This window comes from Blastococcus sp. SYSU DS0533 (assembly GCF_054050775.1).
Window position 1 is genome coordinate 85,912 of the sequence record NZ_JBJGZZ010000010.1, and the last position, 15,932, is coordinate 101,843.

Below are 15,932 nucleotides of genomic sequence, written 5' to 3' on the forward strand. Positions count from 1 at the left end.
GCACAGTCTGCCCGGGCGCGACGGCGGGTGCGCCCGCGGGCGGCACCGGTGCGGGTGCGGTGGCGCGCGGCGGTCCGGCGGGCGCGGTGGCCCGGCGGCCGGGACGGCGGAGGCTCACCCGCACACGGGCACGGCCCGGCCGGCGATCGCGAGCGCGCAGAGGTCCCCGCCGGCCTGCTGCACCTCGCGGACCCACCCGGGCAACCGCTCGGCGGGCATGGGGTGCCCCAGCAGCCAGCCCTGCGCCAGGTCGCAGCCGGCCTCACGGACCATCCGCAGGTGGTCGGTGGTCTCGATCCCCTCGGCCACCGAGCGGATGCCCAGCGTCCGGGTGAGCCCGACGATCGCCGCCAGGACCGCGCCGCTGTCACCGGCGGCCACCCGCTCGGCGGCGGCGAGCAGCGAGCGGTCGATCTTCAGCGTCCCGATGGGCAGGGCGAACAGCTGCGCCAGCGACGACCACCCGGTGCCGAAGTCGTCGATCGCCACGCGGACGCCGAAACCGCGCAGCACCGAGAGCTGGTCCTCCGCCCGGGTCGGGTCCTCGGCCACGCTGGTCTCGGTGAGCTCGAGCACGAGCTGGTCGGGCGGTAGCCCGGAGTCCTGCAGGGCCAGCCGGACGTCGCGCACCAGTGTCTCGGTGGAGAAGTGCCGGGCGCTGACGTTCACCGACATGCGCAGGGCCAGGCCCTCGGCCGCCCACTCCGCCGCCTTGCGGGTGGTCTCGCGGAGCAGCCAGCGGGTGATCGGGATGATCTGCCCGGTCTCCTCCGCCACCGAGAGGAAGGTGTCCGGCGAGAGCAGCCCGCGCTCGGGGTGCTGCCAGCGAACCAGCGCCTCCACCCCTTCGATCTGACCGGTGTCCAGGCGCACGACCGGCTGGTAGTGGACGACCAGCTGGTCGATGGCGTCGCCGCGCAGGCGGGTGGCCACCTCCAGCCGCCACCGGGCCGCCTCGCGCAGCGCCGGCGAGAACAGGTGCACCCGGTCCCGGCCGGAGCTCTTGGCGGCGAACATGGCGGCGTCGGCGTCGCTGAGCAGGTGGTGGGCGTCGCGGACCTCCGGTCGCGCCACCGCCACGCCGATGCTGGCGCTGAGCGGCACGGAGATCTCGCCGGCGGTGAAGGGACGGCCGAAGGCCGACTGCAGCCGGAACGCCAGGGCCGCGGCCTCGGCGCTGTCACAGCCGTGCGCGAGGACGACGAACTGGTCGGCGCCCAGGCGGGCCACGGCGTCGCCCGGGCGGATCTGCTCGGAGAGCCGGCCGGCGACCAGGCGCAGCAGCTCGTCACCGACCTGGTGGCCCAGCGAGTCGTTGACCGTCTTGAACGCGTCCAGGTCGACGACGAGCAGCGCCACCCCGCCACGGTGGTCGGCGGTGAGCGCCTCGCCGGTGAGCTCGAGCAGCCGGGCCCGGTTCGGCAGCCCGGTCAGGTCGTCGTGCTGCGCCTTCCAGAGAAGGTCCTCCCGGGCCCGCACCTGGTCGGTGACGTCGTTGTGGGTGACGACGACGCGGCCCTCGCGGTCGACCCGGGTCGCCTGGAGGTGGAACCAGCAGACACCCCGCCGCGTCGGGCAGGAGTAGTCGAAGACGAACGTGCGGCCGTCGGAGGTGGCGGTGTCGGCCAGGAGCTCGCGCAGCCCCTCGGCGAGGCGCTCGTGCTCCGCGGGCGCCAGGCCGCGCGTCATGACCGTCAGGTAGTCCTCGCCCGCACGGCCCGGCCAGGAGATCTCCGGCAGCAGCTCCTCGCCGCTGCGGAACCAGGCCCCGTTGGCGGAGATGATCTTCCCGTCGGGGCCGATCAGCACGGTGGGCGAGGGCAGCGCCTCCAGCACCGCCGTGAGCCCGCGGATCTGGTCGTCGCGCTCCTGGTCGGTGCGCCGGCGGACGTCGATGTCGCGGAAGAGCACCGCCGCCCCGGCGGGATCGGGGAACAACCGCACCTCGTACCAGCGCGACCGGGGCTCGTAGAAGAACTGGAACTCGCGCGCCCGGCCGTCGGCGAGCAGCTCGCGGTACTGCTCCTCGGCGAGCGAGCCGCGGAGGGCGGGGAAGGCGTCGCGGGCGTCCCGGCCGAGCAGGTCCTCGGCCCGGTGCCCGAGCAGCCGCTCGGCGGCCGCGTTCAGGTAGGCGAACCGCCCCCGCCCGTCCAGGCGGTACACCGCGTCGGGGACACCGCTCAGCGGGTCGGGCCGGTCCTCCGGGGGCCGGTCGTCGCCTGGTTGCACGCTGCCCGCTCTCGTTTCCAGTGGTTCGTCCGGTCCGCTCGCGCGGAGGCCGGGGGCATGGACCGCTCGCGAGGACGACGGGCAGCACCTGAGCCGTCCCCGAGAGTAGTAGCCCGCGACGTTTCCCTCAGGGGGCGGCGACGACGGACCGCCGGACGATCTCGGCCGCGCCGGTGCCGGTGGGCAGGCTGCCGAGCACGGTCCCGGCCTCCCCGCCCAGGCGAGAAGCGCAGAAGGCTTCGGCGACCGCCGTCGGCGCGTGGCGCAGGAGCAGCGAGCCCTGCAGGCACAGCGCCAGCGATCCGGCGATCCGGCGGGCCCGGAAGGGCAGCTGCTCGGGATCGCCGAGCTCGGCCTGCAGCCGCTTCAGCGCGTCGTCGAACCTCCGGTCGGCGCCCCGCGCCGGCTCGAGCTCGGCGGTGACGGCGGCCAGCGACTCGGAGGCGCGGCCCAGCGCACGGAGGACGTCGAGAGCGATCACGTTGCCCGAACCCTCCCAGATGGAGTTCAGCGGCGCCTGCCGGTAGAGCCGCGGAAGGCCGGACTCCTCGACGTAGCCGTTGCCCCCGAGCACCTCCATCGCCTCCGCGACCACCCCCGGGGTGCGCTTGCAGACCCAGTACTTGGCGGCCGCACCCGCGAGGCGCAGGAAGGCCGCCTCGCCGCCATCCACCGCCGCCGCCAGCCGGATCGCCAGCGCCGTCGCGGCCTCGCTCTCCACGGCCAGGTCGGCCAGCACGTTCTGCATGAGCGGCTGGTCGGCCAGCAGCGCGCCGAACGCGCGCCGGTGCCGGGCGTGGTGGCCGGCCTGCGTCAGCGCCGCCCGCACCGTGGCGGCCGAGCCGAGCACGCAGTCCAGCCGCGTCATGTTGACCATCTCGATGATCGCGGGGACACCCCGCCCGGGCTCGCCGACCAGCCAGCCGGTCGTCCCGTCGAACTCCACCTCGCCGGACGCGTTGGCGCGGTCGCCGAGCTTGTCCTTGAGCCGCTGGAGCCGGAAGACGTTGCGGGTGCCGTCGGGGAGCACGCGGGGGACGAGGAAGCAGGAGACCCCCTCCTCGAGCTGGGCGAGCACCAGGAAGAGGTCGCTCATCGGCGCGGAGGTGAACCACTTGTGACCGGTGAGCCGGTAGCTGCCGTCGGGCCGGGGGACGGCGCGGGTGGTGTTCGCGCGGACGTCGGAACCGCCCTGCTTCTCGGTCATGCCCATGCCCGCCACCAGGCCCGGCTTCGCCGCCGGGTCGGTCAGCCCGAACTCGTAGGCCCGCGCGGTGAGCCCGGGCTCGTACCGGGCGGCCAGCTCGGGTGCGCGCCGCAGGGCGGGAACCACCGCGTAGGTCATCGTGGTCGGGCACCCGTGGCCCATCTCCACCTGGGTCCACCCCAGATAGCCGACGGCGCGGCGGACGTGCGCGTGCGGCGTGGGGTCCGCCCACGGGGCGCCGGCCAGCCCGTGCTCGAACGCCGTGCGCATCAGCTCGTGCCAGGCCGGGTGGAACTCGACCTCGTCGACGCGGTGCCCGTAGCGGTCGTGGGTGCGCAGCCGCGGCGGGTTCTCGTCGGCCAGCCGGCCCCACTCCTGCGCCTGCTCGCTGCCGGCCAGCCGGCCGAGACCGGCCAGCGACGCCAGGGTCGCGTCGTCGGCGTGCCGGCGGCAGGCCTCGGCGAGCGCGGCGTCCCCGGCGATCGGGTCGTGCCCGACCAGCGGCGGGACCTGGTTGGTGACCTCGTGGGTGGCGGGCATGCCGGCACGGTAATCGAGGTCGGCCGGCGTCCCGCCGCTCCGCGGAGCTCAGCCGCGCACGAGGCGGGCCAGGGCGACGCGGGCAGCCGGGGCGTAGGCGAGCACGAGCGGCGCCGGGCCGGAGAGCCGCAGCCCGGTGGTCGTCCCGCCGTCGGGTCCCGCGGTCACCCAGTGCAGCAGGTGCACGCGCAGCGGGCCCACCGACACCGCCCACGACCAGCGGCGGGCGGCCTCGTCGACCTCCTCGACGGTGAACGGCACCGCCCACCCCAGCGGGCCGCGCACCCGCCCGGAGACGCCCGTGGCCAGCCGGTCGGCCGGCAGCTCCACGCCGGTGATCTGCGGTGCCCACCCCGGCCAGCGGGTGGGGACGGCGTAGCGCTCCCAGACCACCGCCGGCGGAGCGGCCCCGGTCGCGTGCAGGGTCAGCGTCGTCACCACCGGGAGGTGCCCGCACCGCGCGGGGCGGACACCTGCCCGTCACGCGGGCGGCCCGCCCAGCAGCAGGGCGCGGAGCAGGTGCATCGCCATCGTGACGGATCGTTCCCGCACGGCTGTCCGGCTGCCCGCGAGCGCGAGCGAGCGCTCCTCGACCCGGTCGGGCCCGGCGACGCAGAGGTGCACCGTCCCCACGGGCTTGGCCTCCGTACCGCCGCCCGGGCCGGCGATGCCCGTGATGCCCACCCCGATGTCGGCGCCGAAGCGCGCGCGGACGCCGTCGGCCAGCGCGCGGGCCACCTGCGGGCTGACCGCGCCGTGCTCGGCCAGCAGCGCGCGGGGCACCCCGACCAGCACCTCCTTGGCCCCGTCGGCGTAGGCGGTGACCCCGCCCAGCACGGCGGCGGAGGAGCCCGGCCGCTCGGTGAGCCGGGCGACCAGGAGCCCGCCGGTGCACGACTCGCCGGTGGCGATCGTCAGCCCCCGCTCCGCGAGCGCGGTGGCGACCAGGTCGTCCAGGGTGGGGCCGGTGGAGAAGAGCGTGGCGGCGTACCGCTCGGCCAGCAGCGCCGCGAAGCGGTCGTAGACCGGCTGCGCCTCCGCCGGGAAGCGGGTGACGATCTCCAGCTCGCCCTCCCGGAGGCAGGTGGTGATCTCCAGGCCGCCGAGGTCCGGCTCCACCTCGCGCAAGGTGGCCGCCAGCTGGGCCTCGAGCGTCCCCCACAGCCGCAGGGTCTCCTGGCGCAGCTCGGCGGCGCCCGCCAGCGCGGCCCGCGTCGGGGCCGCCGCGACGGCCGCCGGCCACATGCCCCGCAGCTCGCCCGGGGGGCCGGGCAGGACGACCACAGGCGGCCCGGTCCGACCGGCACCGGGCGGGACGACGAGGCCGGGAGCGGTGCCGACCGGTTCCAGCACGGTGGCCCCGTCGGGCACCAGGGCCTGCTTGCGCACCCCGGCCGCGGTCGACTCCGGATCCGAGCGCCAGCCGCGGCGGGCCATCAGCCGCTCGACGATCCGGCCGATCCGCTCCTCCAGGTCCGGGTCCACGGCCGGCTCGCGGCCCTGGAACCCGCCCACCACCTGCGCGGTGAGGTCGTCGGCGGTGGGCCCCAGCCCGCCGGTGGTGATCAGCAGGTCGACGCCGGTGCCGGTGAGGAAGGAGAGGGCGGCCAGCAGGTCCTCGGGCCGGTCGCCCACGACCACGACGTGACCGACGTCGACACCCAGACCCCGCAGCTGCTCGGCCAGCCAGGGGCCGTTCCGGTCGGCCACCCGGCCGGTGAGGACCTCGGTCCCGGTGACGACGATTCCGGCGCGCGTGACCACGACCCGACCCTAGGGGCGCCGGGCCGGACCGGCAGGCGCAGCGGCTCCCTCCGGGTGGCGCGCGGACGGCCGGCCCCGGCGCCGCTAGCGTGCGGGGCGCACCGCCGTCGACCGGTGGTCCCGCCGGAGCCCGACCTGGAGGCACCCGTGAGCACGCCGTCCGAACAGCAGACCCCCGTCCCGGGCGCGGGTCCCGCGCAGTCGTCGACCCAGGAGATCCCGATCCCCGCACCGGTCTCCGGCACCCCGACCACGGTGCAGCAGCTCCCGCCGCCGTCGGCGCCGGCGCGACCGCCGGCGCAGGCCGGCCCGGCCACGACCCCCGGCGGCGCCACCGCCGTGCAGCCCGGCCCGGCTCCGACGGGCACCGGGGCCGCCCAACCCACCGGGCCGGTCGACTTCGTGCCCGGCCTACCGGGCCTGGGCGCACCCAAACCTCCCCCGGCCGCTGCGGGCGACGGGCCGCCGGAGCAGCCGCGCACGCCCCGGGACCGCACACCGCTGGTGGGCGCCGGTCTGGTGGCGCTCGCCCTGGTGCTGCTGGAGCTCGGCCTCTCGCTGCGCTTCGGCACCGTGTCCGCGTGGTCGGCGATCCCGCTGTGGTCGGCCTTCGCCACCGCCTGCACCCTGCTGGGGCTGGCCGCGTTCGCCGGGGCGCTCGGCGCCGGCCGGCGGTTGGCCGCCCGGACGGGGTGGCGGATCGCCGCGGGCGGGCTGACCGGTCTCGCGGCCTTCTGGGTGCTGGTCGTGCTGCCCGGGGCCGGGACCGACCGGGGTTTCCTGCTCACCGCCGCGCTCGCTGCCCTGGGCGGGGCGCTGTGGCTCGCCGCCGGCCGCGGGAAGCGCGCGGCGGAGGACGGCGCACCGGCCGGCAGCTGACCGGCCGGTCAGCCGCGCCCCCGGCCGTTCCCGTTCCCGCCGCCGTTCCCGTTCCCGTTCCCGCCGCCGTTCCCGTTCGCGTTCCCGTTCCCGTTCCCGCCGCCGTTCCCGTTCCCGCCGCCGTTCCCGTTCGCGTTGCCGTTGCCGGGCGCGTCGTCCTCGTCCGCCTCGCCCCCGTCCCCGTCGCCGTCCTCCTCCCCGCCGTCGTCCCCGACCGGCAGCGGGACCGGGGCCACCGGCTGCTCGGGCTGCGGGGCGGGCGCGACCGGGGCGGGGACGGGGTCCGGTTCCGGTTCCGGCGGGGCGATCGCGTAGGTGACCGTGACGACGGTGCCGGGGACGACGGCGCCCACCGGCCCCAGCTCCAGCACGTGGTCAGCGGGCACGGCGGCGCTCTCCCGGCCGGCGAGGTGCACACCGAGGCCGGCGGCGGCGAGCTCGGCCTCCACCTCGGCCACCGGGCGTCCGACGAAGTCGCCGGCCGCGAGCACCACCGGCTCGGGGGCCTCGCTGGTGCCGCCACCGGGGTCGGCCGGGGGGGCGCCCCAGACCTGCAGCGCGGCGATGCCCAGCGCCACGCCGACCACGAGCCCGACCAGCGGGGCGAGCAGGCGCCTGCGCAGCGGCCGTGGCCCGGGCGCCGGGACGGCGAGCGGCCGGGTGCCCTCCGGTCGGGGCACGGGCGGGAGCAGCCGGCCGGCGCGGACGTCGTCGACGGCGTCCCGGAAGGCCGCCCCGTCCGGGTAGCGCTCGGCCGGGTCCTTGAGCAGCGCCCGCTCGACGAGCGTGCGGACCTGCTCCGGGACGTCGGCGGGCAGCGGGGGCGGCTCGTCGCGCAGCTGGCGCAGCGCGATCTGCACCGAGTTCTCGCCGTCGAAGGCGCGGTGCCCGGCGAGGCACTCGTAGCCGATCATCCCCAGGGCGTAGACGTCGCTGGCCGGCCCGGCCTTGCTGCCCCCGGCCTGCTCCGGCGAGAGGTAGTGGGCGGTGCCGACCACCTGACCGGTCTGGGTGAGCGGCGCGCTGGCGGCAGACCAGGCGATGCCGAAGTCGGTGATCCTGACCGTGCCGTCGTCACCGACCAGCACGTTGCCCGGCTTCACGTCCCGGTGCACCAGGCCGGCGGCGTGCGCCGCGGCCAGGCCGGCCGCCGCCTGGTGCAGCACGTCGAGGGTGCGGTCGGCACCGAGCCGCGACTCCCGGGCCAGCACCTGGGCGAGCGACTCCCCCTCGACCAGCTCCATGACCAGGTAGGCCAGCGCCTCGCCGTCGACGGCGGTGGACTCGCCGTAGTCGAACAGCGCGGCGATGTTGCGGTGCGTCAGCTGGGCGGTGTGCTGGGCCTCCGCCCGGAATCGCGCGAGGAAGGTGGGGTTGCCGGTGTACTCGCTGCGCAGCACCTTCACCGCGACGGGCCGCTGCAGGACGACGTCGCGACCCCGCCAGACCTGACCCATGCCACCGGTCGCGAGCAGCGCCCGCAGCTCGTAGCGACCACCGAGGAGGGTGGACGACGGCCGGTGGGGAGAGGTCACTGCTCCGTCGCGGGGCTCGACGAGCCCGCCGCGGGGGTGGCGCTGGTCGTGCTGGGCACCGTCGTCGTGGCCGACGGCGTGGCGGTCTCATCCGGGTCCGCGTCGGTGGGGGTGCTCGGGGTGGGGCTGGCGGGCAGGCTCGGCGTCGGGGGCGCCGTGACCGTGCCGGTGCCGGTGCCGGTGTCCACGCCCGTCCCGGGGTCCGTGCCCGTCCCGGGGTCCGTGCCCGTCGCGGTCCCCGGGCCCGTCGTGGGCGCGGGTGCCTCGGTGGTCGGCGCAGGGCCGGGCGTGCCCTCCGGCTCCACGGCGGCGCCCGTCACCGCCGGTGTCCGGGGCCGGTCCTGCTGCTCCGGGGCCGCGGCGTAGCGGATGACCACCTGGTCACCGGCGCGCAGCGGGCGCCCGGCCGGCTCGACGCCCGTGACGCGGTCGGGGACGACGTCGTCGCGCACCTCGGCCCGCACGGTGACGGTCAGGCCCAGGTCGGCCAGCCGCTCGGCCACCTCGCCCACCGGCCGGCCGAGGAAGTCGGCCTCCTCGAGCACGATGCTGCCGTCGATCCGCTCCTCGGCCGCGGCCGCGGTGCTCGGCGTCCCGCCCTGGGTGAGGGCCTGCAGCAGCGTGGCGGTGATCGCGGCACCCGCCAGCAGGCCGATGAGGGGCAGCAGGACGACGGCCAGCCGGCCGCGCCGCCGTGCAGCCGGCGGACGGGCGGACCGCGTGCGGCTGCGCCGCGGCACGGCGTCGACCGCGACCGTGCCCGGGTCGGGACGGCGGCCGGCCCGCACCGCGGCCACGGCGGCCGCGAAGCTGGCGCCGTCGGGGAAGCGCGCGCCGGGGTCCTTGACCAGGGCGCGGCCGATCAGCGTCCGGACGCCGGGGGGCAGCTCCCCGGGTAGCGGCTCGGGCTCCTGCTGGACCTGCTTGAGCGCGATGGTGACGGCGTTGTCGCCCTCGAACGCCGGGTGCCCGGTGAGGCACTCGTACCCGATCAGCCCGAGGGCGTAGACGTCGCTGGCCGGCGTCGCGTGCCGGCCCTCGGCCTGCTCGGGGGAGAGGTACTGCGGCGTGCCGATCACCTGGCCGGTGCGGGTGAGGGCGACACCGCGCGCCGACCAGGCGATGCCGAAGTCGGTGATCTTCACGGTGCCGTCCGGGCGCACCAGGATGTTGCCGGGCTTGACGTCGCGGTGCACCAGCCCGCTGCGGTGCGCCTCGGCCAGGGCGGCGGCGGTCTGCCCGAGCAGCGAGAGCGTCGTCTCGGGGTCCAGCCGGCCCTCCCGGCGCAGCAGCGCCGAGAGCGGCTCGCCCTCCACGAGCTCCATCACCAGGTAGGCGAGGGTCTCCCCGGAGCCGTCGCGGGCGGTCTCCTCGCCGTAGTCGTAGACCGCGGCGATGCCGGGGTGGTTGAGCCCGGCGGCGTGCTGGGCCTCGGCCCGGAAGCGGGCGACGAAGGTGGGGTCCCCGGTGTACTCGCTGCGCAGCACCTTCACCGCGACCGGGCGGTGCAGGGCGGCGTCGAGCCCGCGCCACACCTGCCCCATGCCGCCGGCGGCGATGAGCTGCTGCAGTTCGTAGCGGTCACCCAGGCGCCTGCGTCCTGGTTCCACCACCGGGGTCACTCCTCGTCCGTCCGGCCCGCGCGCACGGCCCGTGGCATCGCCGCCCAGACCCCGCTCACCGCCGCACCCCTCGCTGCCGGCTCCGCGGGCACCGGGCGCCGCAGAACGGGGACCATGGTCCCCCACCCCCGAGGATGCCCCCTCCCGTCCCATCCGTCCCACCCGCCACACCGGCGCGCCGGTTGCAGTTCGTGCACGGCGGGCTACGCCGCGGCCGTGGCCCACGCCCACCTCGTCGACCTCCCGGGGTGCCCGTCGACCCCGCGGCGCACGGCGAGGACGGCGGCTGTGCGGTGAGGCCGGCCCCGTGCGGGCTCCGCGGCCGCCCTCGTCCCGGCACGCCGGGTGCACGGCGGGACCGTCCCCCCACGCGCGGACGCGCGCGCCTGGCAAGGTGATCACCGCCAGGGCCGCGCCGTGCGGCCGACCGCGACCGGAAGGTGGGGCGCCGATGTCCGACACCGTGACCCGGGAGGACGCCGACGGCGTCGCGACCCTCACCCTGCTGCGCCCGGGCCTGACCCACGCCTCCCGCGCCGACCTGCTGGCCGCGGTGCGCGACGTCGCGGCGGACGAGACGGTGCGCGCCGTGCTGCTCACCGGCACCGGGCGCGCGTTCTGCGTCGGGCAGGACCTGGGGGAGCACCTGGCGGAGATGCAGGGCGGTGCGGAGGCACCGCTGTCGGTGGTCGAGCGCGAGTACAACCCGCTGGTGCTGGCGCTGGCCGCCCTGCGGGTGCCGGTCGTCGTGGGCATCAACGGCGCGTGCGTGGGGGCGGGGCTGGGCCTCGCTCTCGCCGGCGACCTGCGGGTGGCCGCGGCCGGCGCGAAGTTCACCACCGCGTTCACCGGCATCGGGCTGTCCAGCGACTCGGCGCTGGCGTCCCGGCTCGTGCACTGCGTCGGCGGCTCGCGCGCCGCCGAGCTGCTGCTGCTGCCCGAGCCCTTCCTGGCCGAGACCGCGGCCGAGTGGGGGCTGGTGCACCGGGTCGTGTCGCCGGAGCAGGTGCTGCCGGAGGCGCAGGCGCTGGCGTCCCGGCTGGCGGCGGGGCCGACCGCCGCCTACCGGGCGGTGAAGACGGTTCTCGCCACCGCGGCCACCGACTCCCTGGAGGAGACGCTGGCGCTGGAGGGGCGGCTGCAGACGGAGGTCGGGCAGTCCGCCGACCACCGAGAGGCCGTCGAGGCGTTCCTCGCCAAGCGCCCGCCGCGGTTCACCGGCCGCTGAGGCGACCGGACCGCGGGGTTCGTGCACCTGCCGCCGGTCGGGCGGGTCCGGTCCGGCGACAGGGCATCAGGGGGTCTCCGTCGTCGGCGACGGCGTCACCGGGCGAGCGTGGCGCACGCCGGGCAGACGTCGGCGGCCTGCGGCGGCCACGGCTGCTCGGGCGTGACCCGGGCCAGGGAACCGCAGACGGTGAGCTCGCAAGCGCTGTCCAGTTCGGCCGCCGGCCGGTGCAGCTCCACGGCGTGCCACAGCGCGGCGGTCGGGCCGTGGGCGCGGCTGCGGGCGGCGGCGAACGCGGTCGTCTGCAGGATCATGGGGACGACGTCGGCAGCGGGGAGGCCGCGGATGACGGGCCGCGGGCGGCAGCTCACCCCGACGGGTGAGGCCTCGGGTGGCGGTGCAGGATCGGGGCATGGAGCTCACCAAGCACGGGCACGCCTGCGTGGTCCTCTCCGACGGCGAGCGCCGGCTGGTCATCGACCCCGGCGCCTTCACCGACCCGGTCGCGCTCGACGGCGCGACGGCGGTGCTGGTCACGCACGAGCACGCCGACCACTTCGTCCCCGACCGGCTGCGGGCGGCGCTGGAGGCCACCCCCTCGCTCGAGGTCTGGACCAACCGCTCGGTGGCGGCCGCGCTGGAGGGGGCCGGGAACCGCGTGCACGTCATCGGGGCCGGCGACGCGCTGACGATCGCGGGGTTCGACGTGCAGGTCCACGGCGAGCTGCACGCGGAGATCCACCCCGAGCTGCCCCGGGTGGCGAACATCGGCTTCCTCGTCGACGAGCAGGTGTTCCACCCCGGCGACGCCTTCACGGTGCCCGGCACGCCCGTACCGACGCTCTTGCTCCCGCTGCACGCGCCGTGGTCGCGCACGGCCGACGTCATCGACTACCTCCGCGAGGTGCACGCCGACCAGGCGTTCGCCGTCCACGACGGGCTGCTCAACGACACCGGGCTCGGCGTCATGAGCGGGCTGCTCGGGGAGCGCGGCCCCGGCACCCCGACGCCCTACGCGCGGCTCGCGCCCGGGGAGTCCGTCGAGCTCTGAGCCCGACGGACCCCCGGGGCAGGCCGGGTCAGCGGCGGACGGAGCGGGTGTTCCGCCCGGTGATCGTCGAGGCGGCCACCACGAGCACGGCCGCGACGATGATCGAGATGATCCACCGGATCCAGTCGATGCCCCTCGTGTCGTCGACACCCAGCGCGCCGGCCAGGTAGTAGCCGATGAGCACACCACCGATGCCGCACAGGAGCGTCAGCCAGAGGGGGGTGTTGTCACGAGCGCTCGGGGCGACGAACTTGCCCAGCAGGCCGATGATGAGACCCGCGATGATCAACCCGATGATTTCCATGCCAACTCCTCGGTAACCGCCCGGCGCGCAGAGGCCCGGCAGGGTGCCGGGTGTGCCGCCGGGGCACGAAGGGCTGCGTACCCGCGCAGTTTGCAGTGATGCGTCATTACCCCGATCGAGGTGGCGATCATGGCCGCACCAGGGGTAGAGACGGTCGCGCCGTCGCGGGTCAGCCGCGCGCGGCCGCCTGGGCCACGTGCGCGGGCACCTTGGCCAGCTCTGCGTCGACGGTGCGCTGCACCAGCCGGCGCACCGCGTTCCGGGTCAGCCGGCGGACCACCCGGCTCCCGCCCGTGGGCTCGTGCCCGATGGTGATCGTCACGCGCGTGCCACCGTCGGCGGTGTCGGCGAGCTCGATCTCCGTCGTCCACGTCTCGGGCGTGAGCACCAGGCGGGTGCCGACCCGCGACCGCGGCTCCCAGGTCACGATCTCACCGCGGGGCGCGCCCGCCCGGGGAGCGGCGCCCGCGAGCTCGCCGGGGGCGCAGACGAAGGTCGTGCCGACGCCGGGCGCCCCGGAGCCCTGCAGGACGTAGGGGACGTCGCAGACGGCGCAGTAGGGCTCGAGCACCGCCAGGGCCCGCCAGACCTCCGCACGGCGCTGCGGCACCTCGCGGGTACCCGTCGCGGTCGTCCGCACGTCAGCGCCCGCCCACGGAGACCTCGAACTCCACCTGGCTGACGTCGGGCCGCAGCCGGGAGAAGCTGTGCACCTGCGGCCGCCCCCCGCTGTCGCGCACCGTCGTCCGCACCACCAGCAGCGGGGAGCCCGCGACCACGCCCAGCGCATCGGCCTCGTCCGGGGCGGCGGTGCCGACGTCCACCACGATGCGGGCGTGGGCGAGGTCCGCGGAGTACTCCCGGCGCAGGTAGTCGTAGAGCGAGCCCTCGCTGAAGTCGGCGTCGACCGCCCCGGGGTAGGTCTCCGCCGGCAGGAAGCTGTGCGCGACGTGGTTGGGTGTGCCGTCGACGCTGCGCAGCCGCACCAGCTCGACGACGTCGGACGCCGGCTCCAGCCTCAGCTCGGTGGCGACGGCTGCCGGCACCGGCACCACCCGCTGGGTGAGCACCGTCGTGCCGACCTGGGCGCCCTGCTCGGTCATCACCGAGTTGAACCCCGCGATCCGGTGCACGAAGCTCTCGCGGTACTCGTGCCGGATGGCCGGACGGGTGACGTAGGTGCCCCGGCCCTGCTCGCGCACGAGGTGCCCGTCGGCGACCAGCCCGTCCACCGCGCGGCGCAGGGTGATGCGGCTGACCCCGTACTCGGCGCACAGCACGGGTTCGGGCGGCAGCAGCGTCAGCTCGGGCAGCGCGGCGACCCGGCGGCGCAGGTGCTCGCGGACCGACAGGTACTTCGGTCCGGCCACGGGGTTCACCACGGGGACAAAGGTACTGCCCGGGGAGACGTCTGGTCGTCATGTCGTATGGGACGTCACATCCGGTCGTGGCCCGGGCGCCCCCGGGTAACGGCCGCATGACAGCTCGGGCCGGTGGCTGGCGACCACCCCACCCGCGGCCGATGATCGCCTGGTGACGGACGCACCGGACTGGCGAAGGCGCAGGTGGGAGGCGACCCACGAACGCATCTTCGAGACGGCCGTGGGGTTGTTCGAGACCCACGGCTTCGACCAGGTGAGCGTCAGCCGCCTCGCCGATGCGGCGGGGGTCTCGGTGCCGACCTTCTACGCGCACTACCCGAGCAAGGAGCACGTGGTGATGCGGCTCATGGCGCCGGAGCAGGTGGCGGCGCTCATCTCGGCGCAGCCGGCCGACCTGCCCCTCGCGGTGCGCATCCGCCAGGCGGCGGTCGACTCGCTCACCGGGATCGGTGCCGAGGTCCGCGACCAGCTGCACGCGCGCTGGCAGATCATCGCCGGGAGCAGCACCCTGCGCAACCGCGCCGGCGAGTTCGACCGGATCACCGCGACGATGGTCGCCCAGGCCTGCTCCGACGGGGGCCGGCCGCGGCCGGCCGACCTGGTCGTCGCCAGCGCCTACCTCGCCGCCTACACGACGGGGCTGCTCACCTGGGCCGACGGCGACGGCGCCGAGACACTGGAGGAGTGCATCGAGGCCGCCTTCGACGCGCTCGACCGGGCTGATCAGGTCAGCGGGAGGGAGAGCGCAGCTCCACCACCGTGACCTCCGGACGTGCCCCGATGCGCATCGGCGGGCCCCAGTAGCCGGCCCCCGAGGTCACGTACAGCTGGGTGTCGCCGTGCCGCGACCAGCCCTCGACCGCCGGCTGGTCCAGCCGCACGGCGTAGTCGAAGGGCCAGAGCTGACCGCCGTGGGTGTGCCCGGAGAGCTGCAGGTCCACGCCGGCCGCCGCGGCCTGCGCCACCTGCACCGGCTGGTGGGCCAGCAGGACCACGGGGGTGCTCTCGTCCCGGCCGTCCAGCGCGGCGTCCAGGTCCGCGCCGTGGCCGGGCAGCCCCGAGGCCGCCGCCGTCCGGTCGTCGATCCCGGCCAGGTCGAAGGACGCGCCGCCGCGGCGGATCGCCACCCGCTCGTTGCGCAGCACGTCCACGCCCAGGGTCGGCAGGTGCCGCATCCAGCCCTGGGTGTCGACGAAGTACTCGTGGTTGCCGGTGACGAAGTAGACGCCCTGCTCGCTGACCAGGTCCGCCAGCGGGGCGACGTCCTCCCGCAGCTCGTCGACCCCGCCGTCGACCAGGTCGCCCACGATGGCCACGACGTCGGGGCGCTGCTCGTTGACCAGCTCCACCACCCGCTCGAAGCGCCGGCCGCCGTAGGTGGCCGAGAGGTGGCCGTCGGAGAAGGTGACGATCCGGAGCCCGTCCAGCGCCGGGTCCAGCCCGCGCAGGGTCACCGGCACCCGCCGCACGACCGGCGCCGAGTTGGCGAGGTACGCGCCCGTCCCCGCGGTGCCGAGCGCGACCGCGCCTGCGGTCACCGCCAGCCCCCGGGCCAGGAAACGCCGCCGGTCGATGCCCGGGTCTGCGCGGTCGTCGAGGAGCACGCCGGCTGCGGCATCGGCTGCGACTCCGCCGTCGTCCCGGACCGCACCGCTCTGCACACCGCCGTCCTCCCCGACGGCAGCGCGGCCAGGTGCCGTCCCCCTGTCGGGCGGAGCCGATGCGTCCTGCCCTCCCGAAGGCCTACGGCGCTCACTCGGCAGGATGGAGCTGCTCTCCCTCCGCCGGATCCACGTGCTGCCCAGCAGGCGGACCGGCTCGAGGACGACGAGCGCCAGGACGGCGTAGAGGGCGATGCCCAGCCAGCTGTAGCCGATCCAGCTCAACGGGGTGGCGGCCTCGAGCGGGAGCGCCCCGCGGGAGAGCACCGCCGCCACCGGCAGCACGGCCAGCACGACGGTGAGCACGGTCAGCCGGCGGCGCAGCCGCCCGGGGCCGGTGGTGCTCCGGACCAGCCGGAACCACAGGTAGGCGTGCAACAGCGCCACGGCCAGCAGGACGACGGTCCCGAAGCCCAGCAGACCGATGAGGGACAGGGGGACCTCCGGCGGACGGCGTGGTGCGGCGGGACCGATCGGTGCGCGCCGGTGCAGAGGATGGACGACGAAGGGCGGTGCGGCGTTCCCGGGTC

The 15,932-nt window shown here is 76.4% G+C and carries 15 protein-coding genes; 4 read left to right on the top strand and 11 right to left on the bottom strand.

Going from position 1 to position 15,932, the window contains the following annotated elements; all coding sequences use genetic code 11:
• Positions 1-114: 114 nt before the first annotated feature.
• The 4 genes from ACI79W_RS13400 to ACI79W_RS13415 form a co-directional block, all read right to left on the bottom strand.
• Positions 115-2,229: a putative bifunctional diguanylate cyclase/phosphodiesterase gene (locus ACI79W_RS13400; RefSeq protein WP_456562580.1), complete on the bottom strand. Its 2,115-nt coding sequence runs from the start codon at positions 2,227-2,229 to the stop codon at positions 115-117.
• Between the two features lie 127 nt (positions 2,230-2,356).
• Positions 2,357-3,976 carry an acyl-CoA dehydrogenase family protein gene (locus tag ACI79W_RS13405; RefSeq protein WP_456562581.1) on the bottom strand — a complete coding sequence of 540 codons (1,620 nt, stop codon included), beginning with the start codon at positions 3,974-3,976 and terminating at the stop codon, positions 2,357-2,359.
• 48 nt (positions 3,977-4,024) lie between these two features.
• On the bottom strand, positions 4,025-4,414 hold the full coding sequence (locus ACI79W_RS13410) for an SRPBCC family protein (protein WP_456562582.1): 390 nt from the start codon (positions 4,412-4,414) through the stop codon (positions 4,025-4,027).
• 42 nt (positions 4,415-4,456) lie between these two features.
• Positions 4,457-5,740: a competence/damage-inducible protein A gene (locus ACI79W_RS13415; RefSeq protein WP_456562583.1), complete on the bottom strand. Its 1,284-nt coding sequence runs from the start codon at positions 5,738-5,740 to the stop codon at positions 4,457-4,459.
• A 147-nt stretch (positions 5,741-5,887) separates the two neighbouring features.
• Here ACI79W_RS13415 and ACI79W_RS13420 point away from each other — a divergent pair, with 147 nt between their 5' ends.
• The gene (locus tag ACI79W_RS13420) at positions 5,888-6,619 is read left to right on the top strand and encodes a hypothetical protein (protein ID WP_456562584.1); all 732 of its coding nucleotides are present in this window, start codon (positions 5,888-5,890) and stop codon (positions 6,617-6,619) included.
• An 8-nt stretch (positions 6,620-6,627) separates the two neighbouring features.
• Here the strand turns inward: ACI79W_RS13420 and ACI79W_RS13425 are convergent, their stop codons facing one another.
• A complete protein-coding gene (locus ACI79W_RS13425) occupies positions 6,628-8,154 on the bottom strand; it encodes a protein kinase domain-containing protein (protein WP_456562585.1) in 1,527 nt (508 codons plus the stop codon).
• Complete coding sequence (locus tag ACI79W_RS13430) at positions 8,151-9,767, bottom strand: protein kinase domain-containing protein (protein WP_456562586.1); 1,617 nt, start codon at positions 9,765-9,767, stop codon at positions 8,151-8,153. The genes ACI79W_RS13425 and ACI79W_RS13430 overlap by 4 nt, the downstream gene beginning before the upstream one ends.
• Before the next feature lie 460 nt (positions 9,768-10,227).
• Here ACI79W_RS13430 and ACI79W_RS13435 point away from each other — a divergent pair, with 460 nt between their 5' ends.
• Complete coding sequence (locus ACI79W_RS13435; RefSeq protein WP_456562587.1) at positions 10,228-11,004, top strand: enoyl-CoA hydratase-related protein; 777 nt, start codon at positions 10,228-10,230, stop codon at positions 11,002-11,004.
• A 95-nt stretch (positions 11,005-11,099) separates the two neighbouring features.
• Here the strand turns inward: ACI79W_RS13435 and ACI79W_RS13440 are convergent, their stop codons facing one another.
• Complete coding sequence (locus ACI79W_RS13440) at positions 11,100-11,318, bottom strand: hypothetical protein (protein ID WP_456562588.1); 219 nt, start codon at positions 11,316-11,318, stop codon at positions 11,100-11,102.
• Positions 11,319-11,416: 98 nt separating this feature from the next.
• On the opposite strand from ACI79W_RS13440, the gene ACI79W_RS13445 reads away from it, so the two are divergent.
• Positions 11,417-12,055: an MBL fold metallo-hydrolase gene (locus ACI79W_RS13445; RefSeq protein ID WP_456562589.1), complete on the top strand. Its 639-nt coding sequence runs from the start codon at positions 11,417-11,419 to the stop codon at positions 12,053-12,055.
• Between the two features lie 28 nt (positions 12,056-12,083).
• On the opposite strand, the gene ACI79W_RS13450 is transcribed toward ACI79W_RS13445, so the two are convergent.
• The 3 genes from ACI79W_RS13450 to ACI79W_RS13460 all read right to left on the bottom strand — a co-directional run bounded on the left by ACI79W_RS13450 (position 12,084) and on the right by ACI79W_RS13460 (position 13,729).
• Complete coding sequence (locus tag ACI79W_RS13450) at positions 12,084-12,359, bottom strand: GlsB/YeaQ/YmgE family stress response membrane protein (RefSeq protein WP_456562590.1); 276 nt, start codon at positions 12,357-12,359, stop codon at positions 12,084-12,086.
• A 169-nt stretch (positions 12,360-12,528) separates the two neighbouring features.
• On the bottom strand, positions 12,529-12,999 hold the full coding sequence (locus ACI79W_RS13455; protein ID WP_456562591.1) for an SRPBCC family protein: 471 nt from the start codon (positions 12,997-12,999) through the stop codon (positions 12,529-12,531).
• A 1-nt stretch (position 13,000) separates the two neighbouring features.
• Entirely contained in the window at positions 13,001-13,729 is a 729-nt protein-coding gene (locus tag ACI79W_RS13460) for a GntR family transcriptional regulator (RefSeq protein WP_456562592.1), read from the bottom strand.
• A 163-nt stretch (positions 13,730-13,892) separates the two neighbouring features.
• Here ACI79W_RS13460 and ACI79W_RS13465 point away from each other — a divergent pair, with 163 nt between their 5' ends.
• Entirely contained in the window at positions 13,893-14,504 is a 612-nt protein-coding gene (locus tag ACI79W_RS13465) for a TetR/AcrR family transcriptional regulator (protein ID WP_456562593.1), read from the top strand.
• Here the strand turns inward: ACI79W_RS13465 and ACI79W_RS13470 are convergent.
• Positions 14,470-15,789, bottom strand: coding sequence for a metallophosphoesterase (locus ACI79W_RS13470; RefSeq protein WP_456562594.1), 1,320 nt, complete (start codon positions 15,787-15,789; stop codon positions 14,470-14,472). The genes ACI79W_RS13465 and ACI79W_RS13470 overlap by 35 nt on opposite strands.
• Positions 15,790-15,932 lie beyond the last annotated feature (143 nt).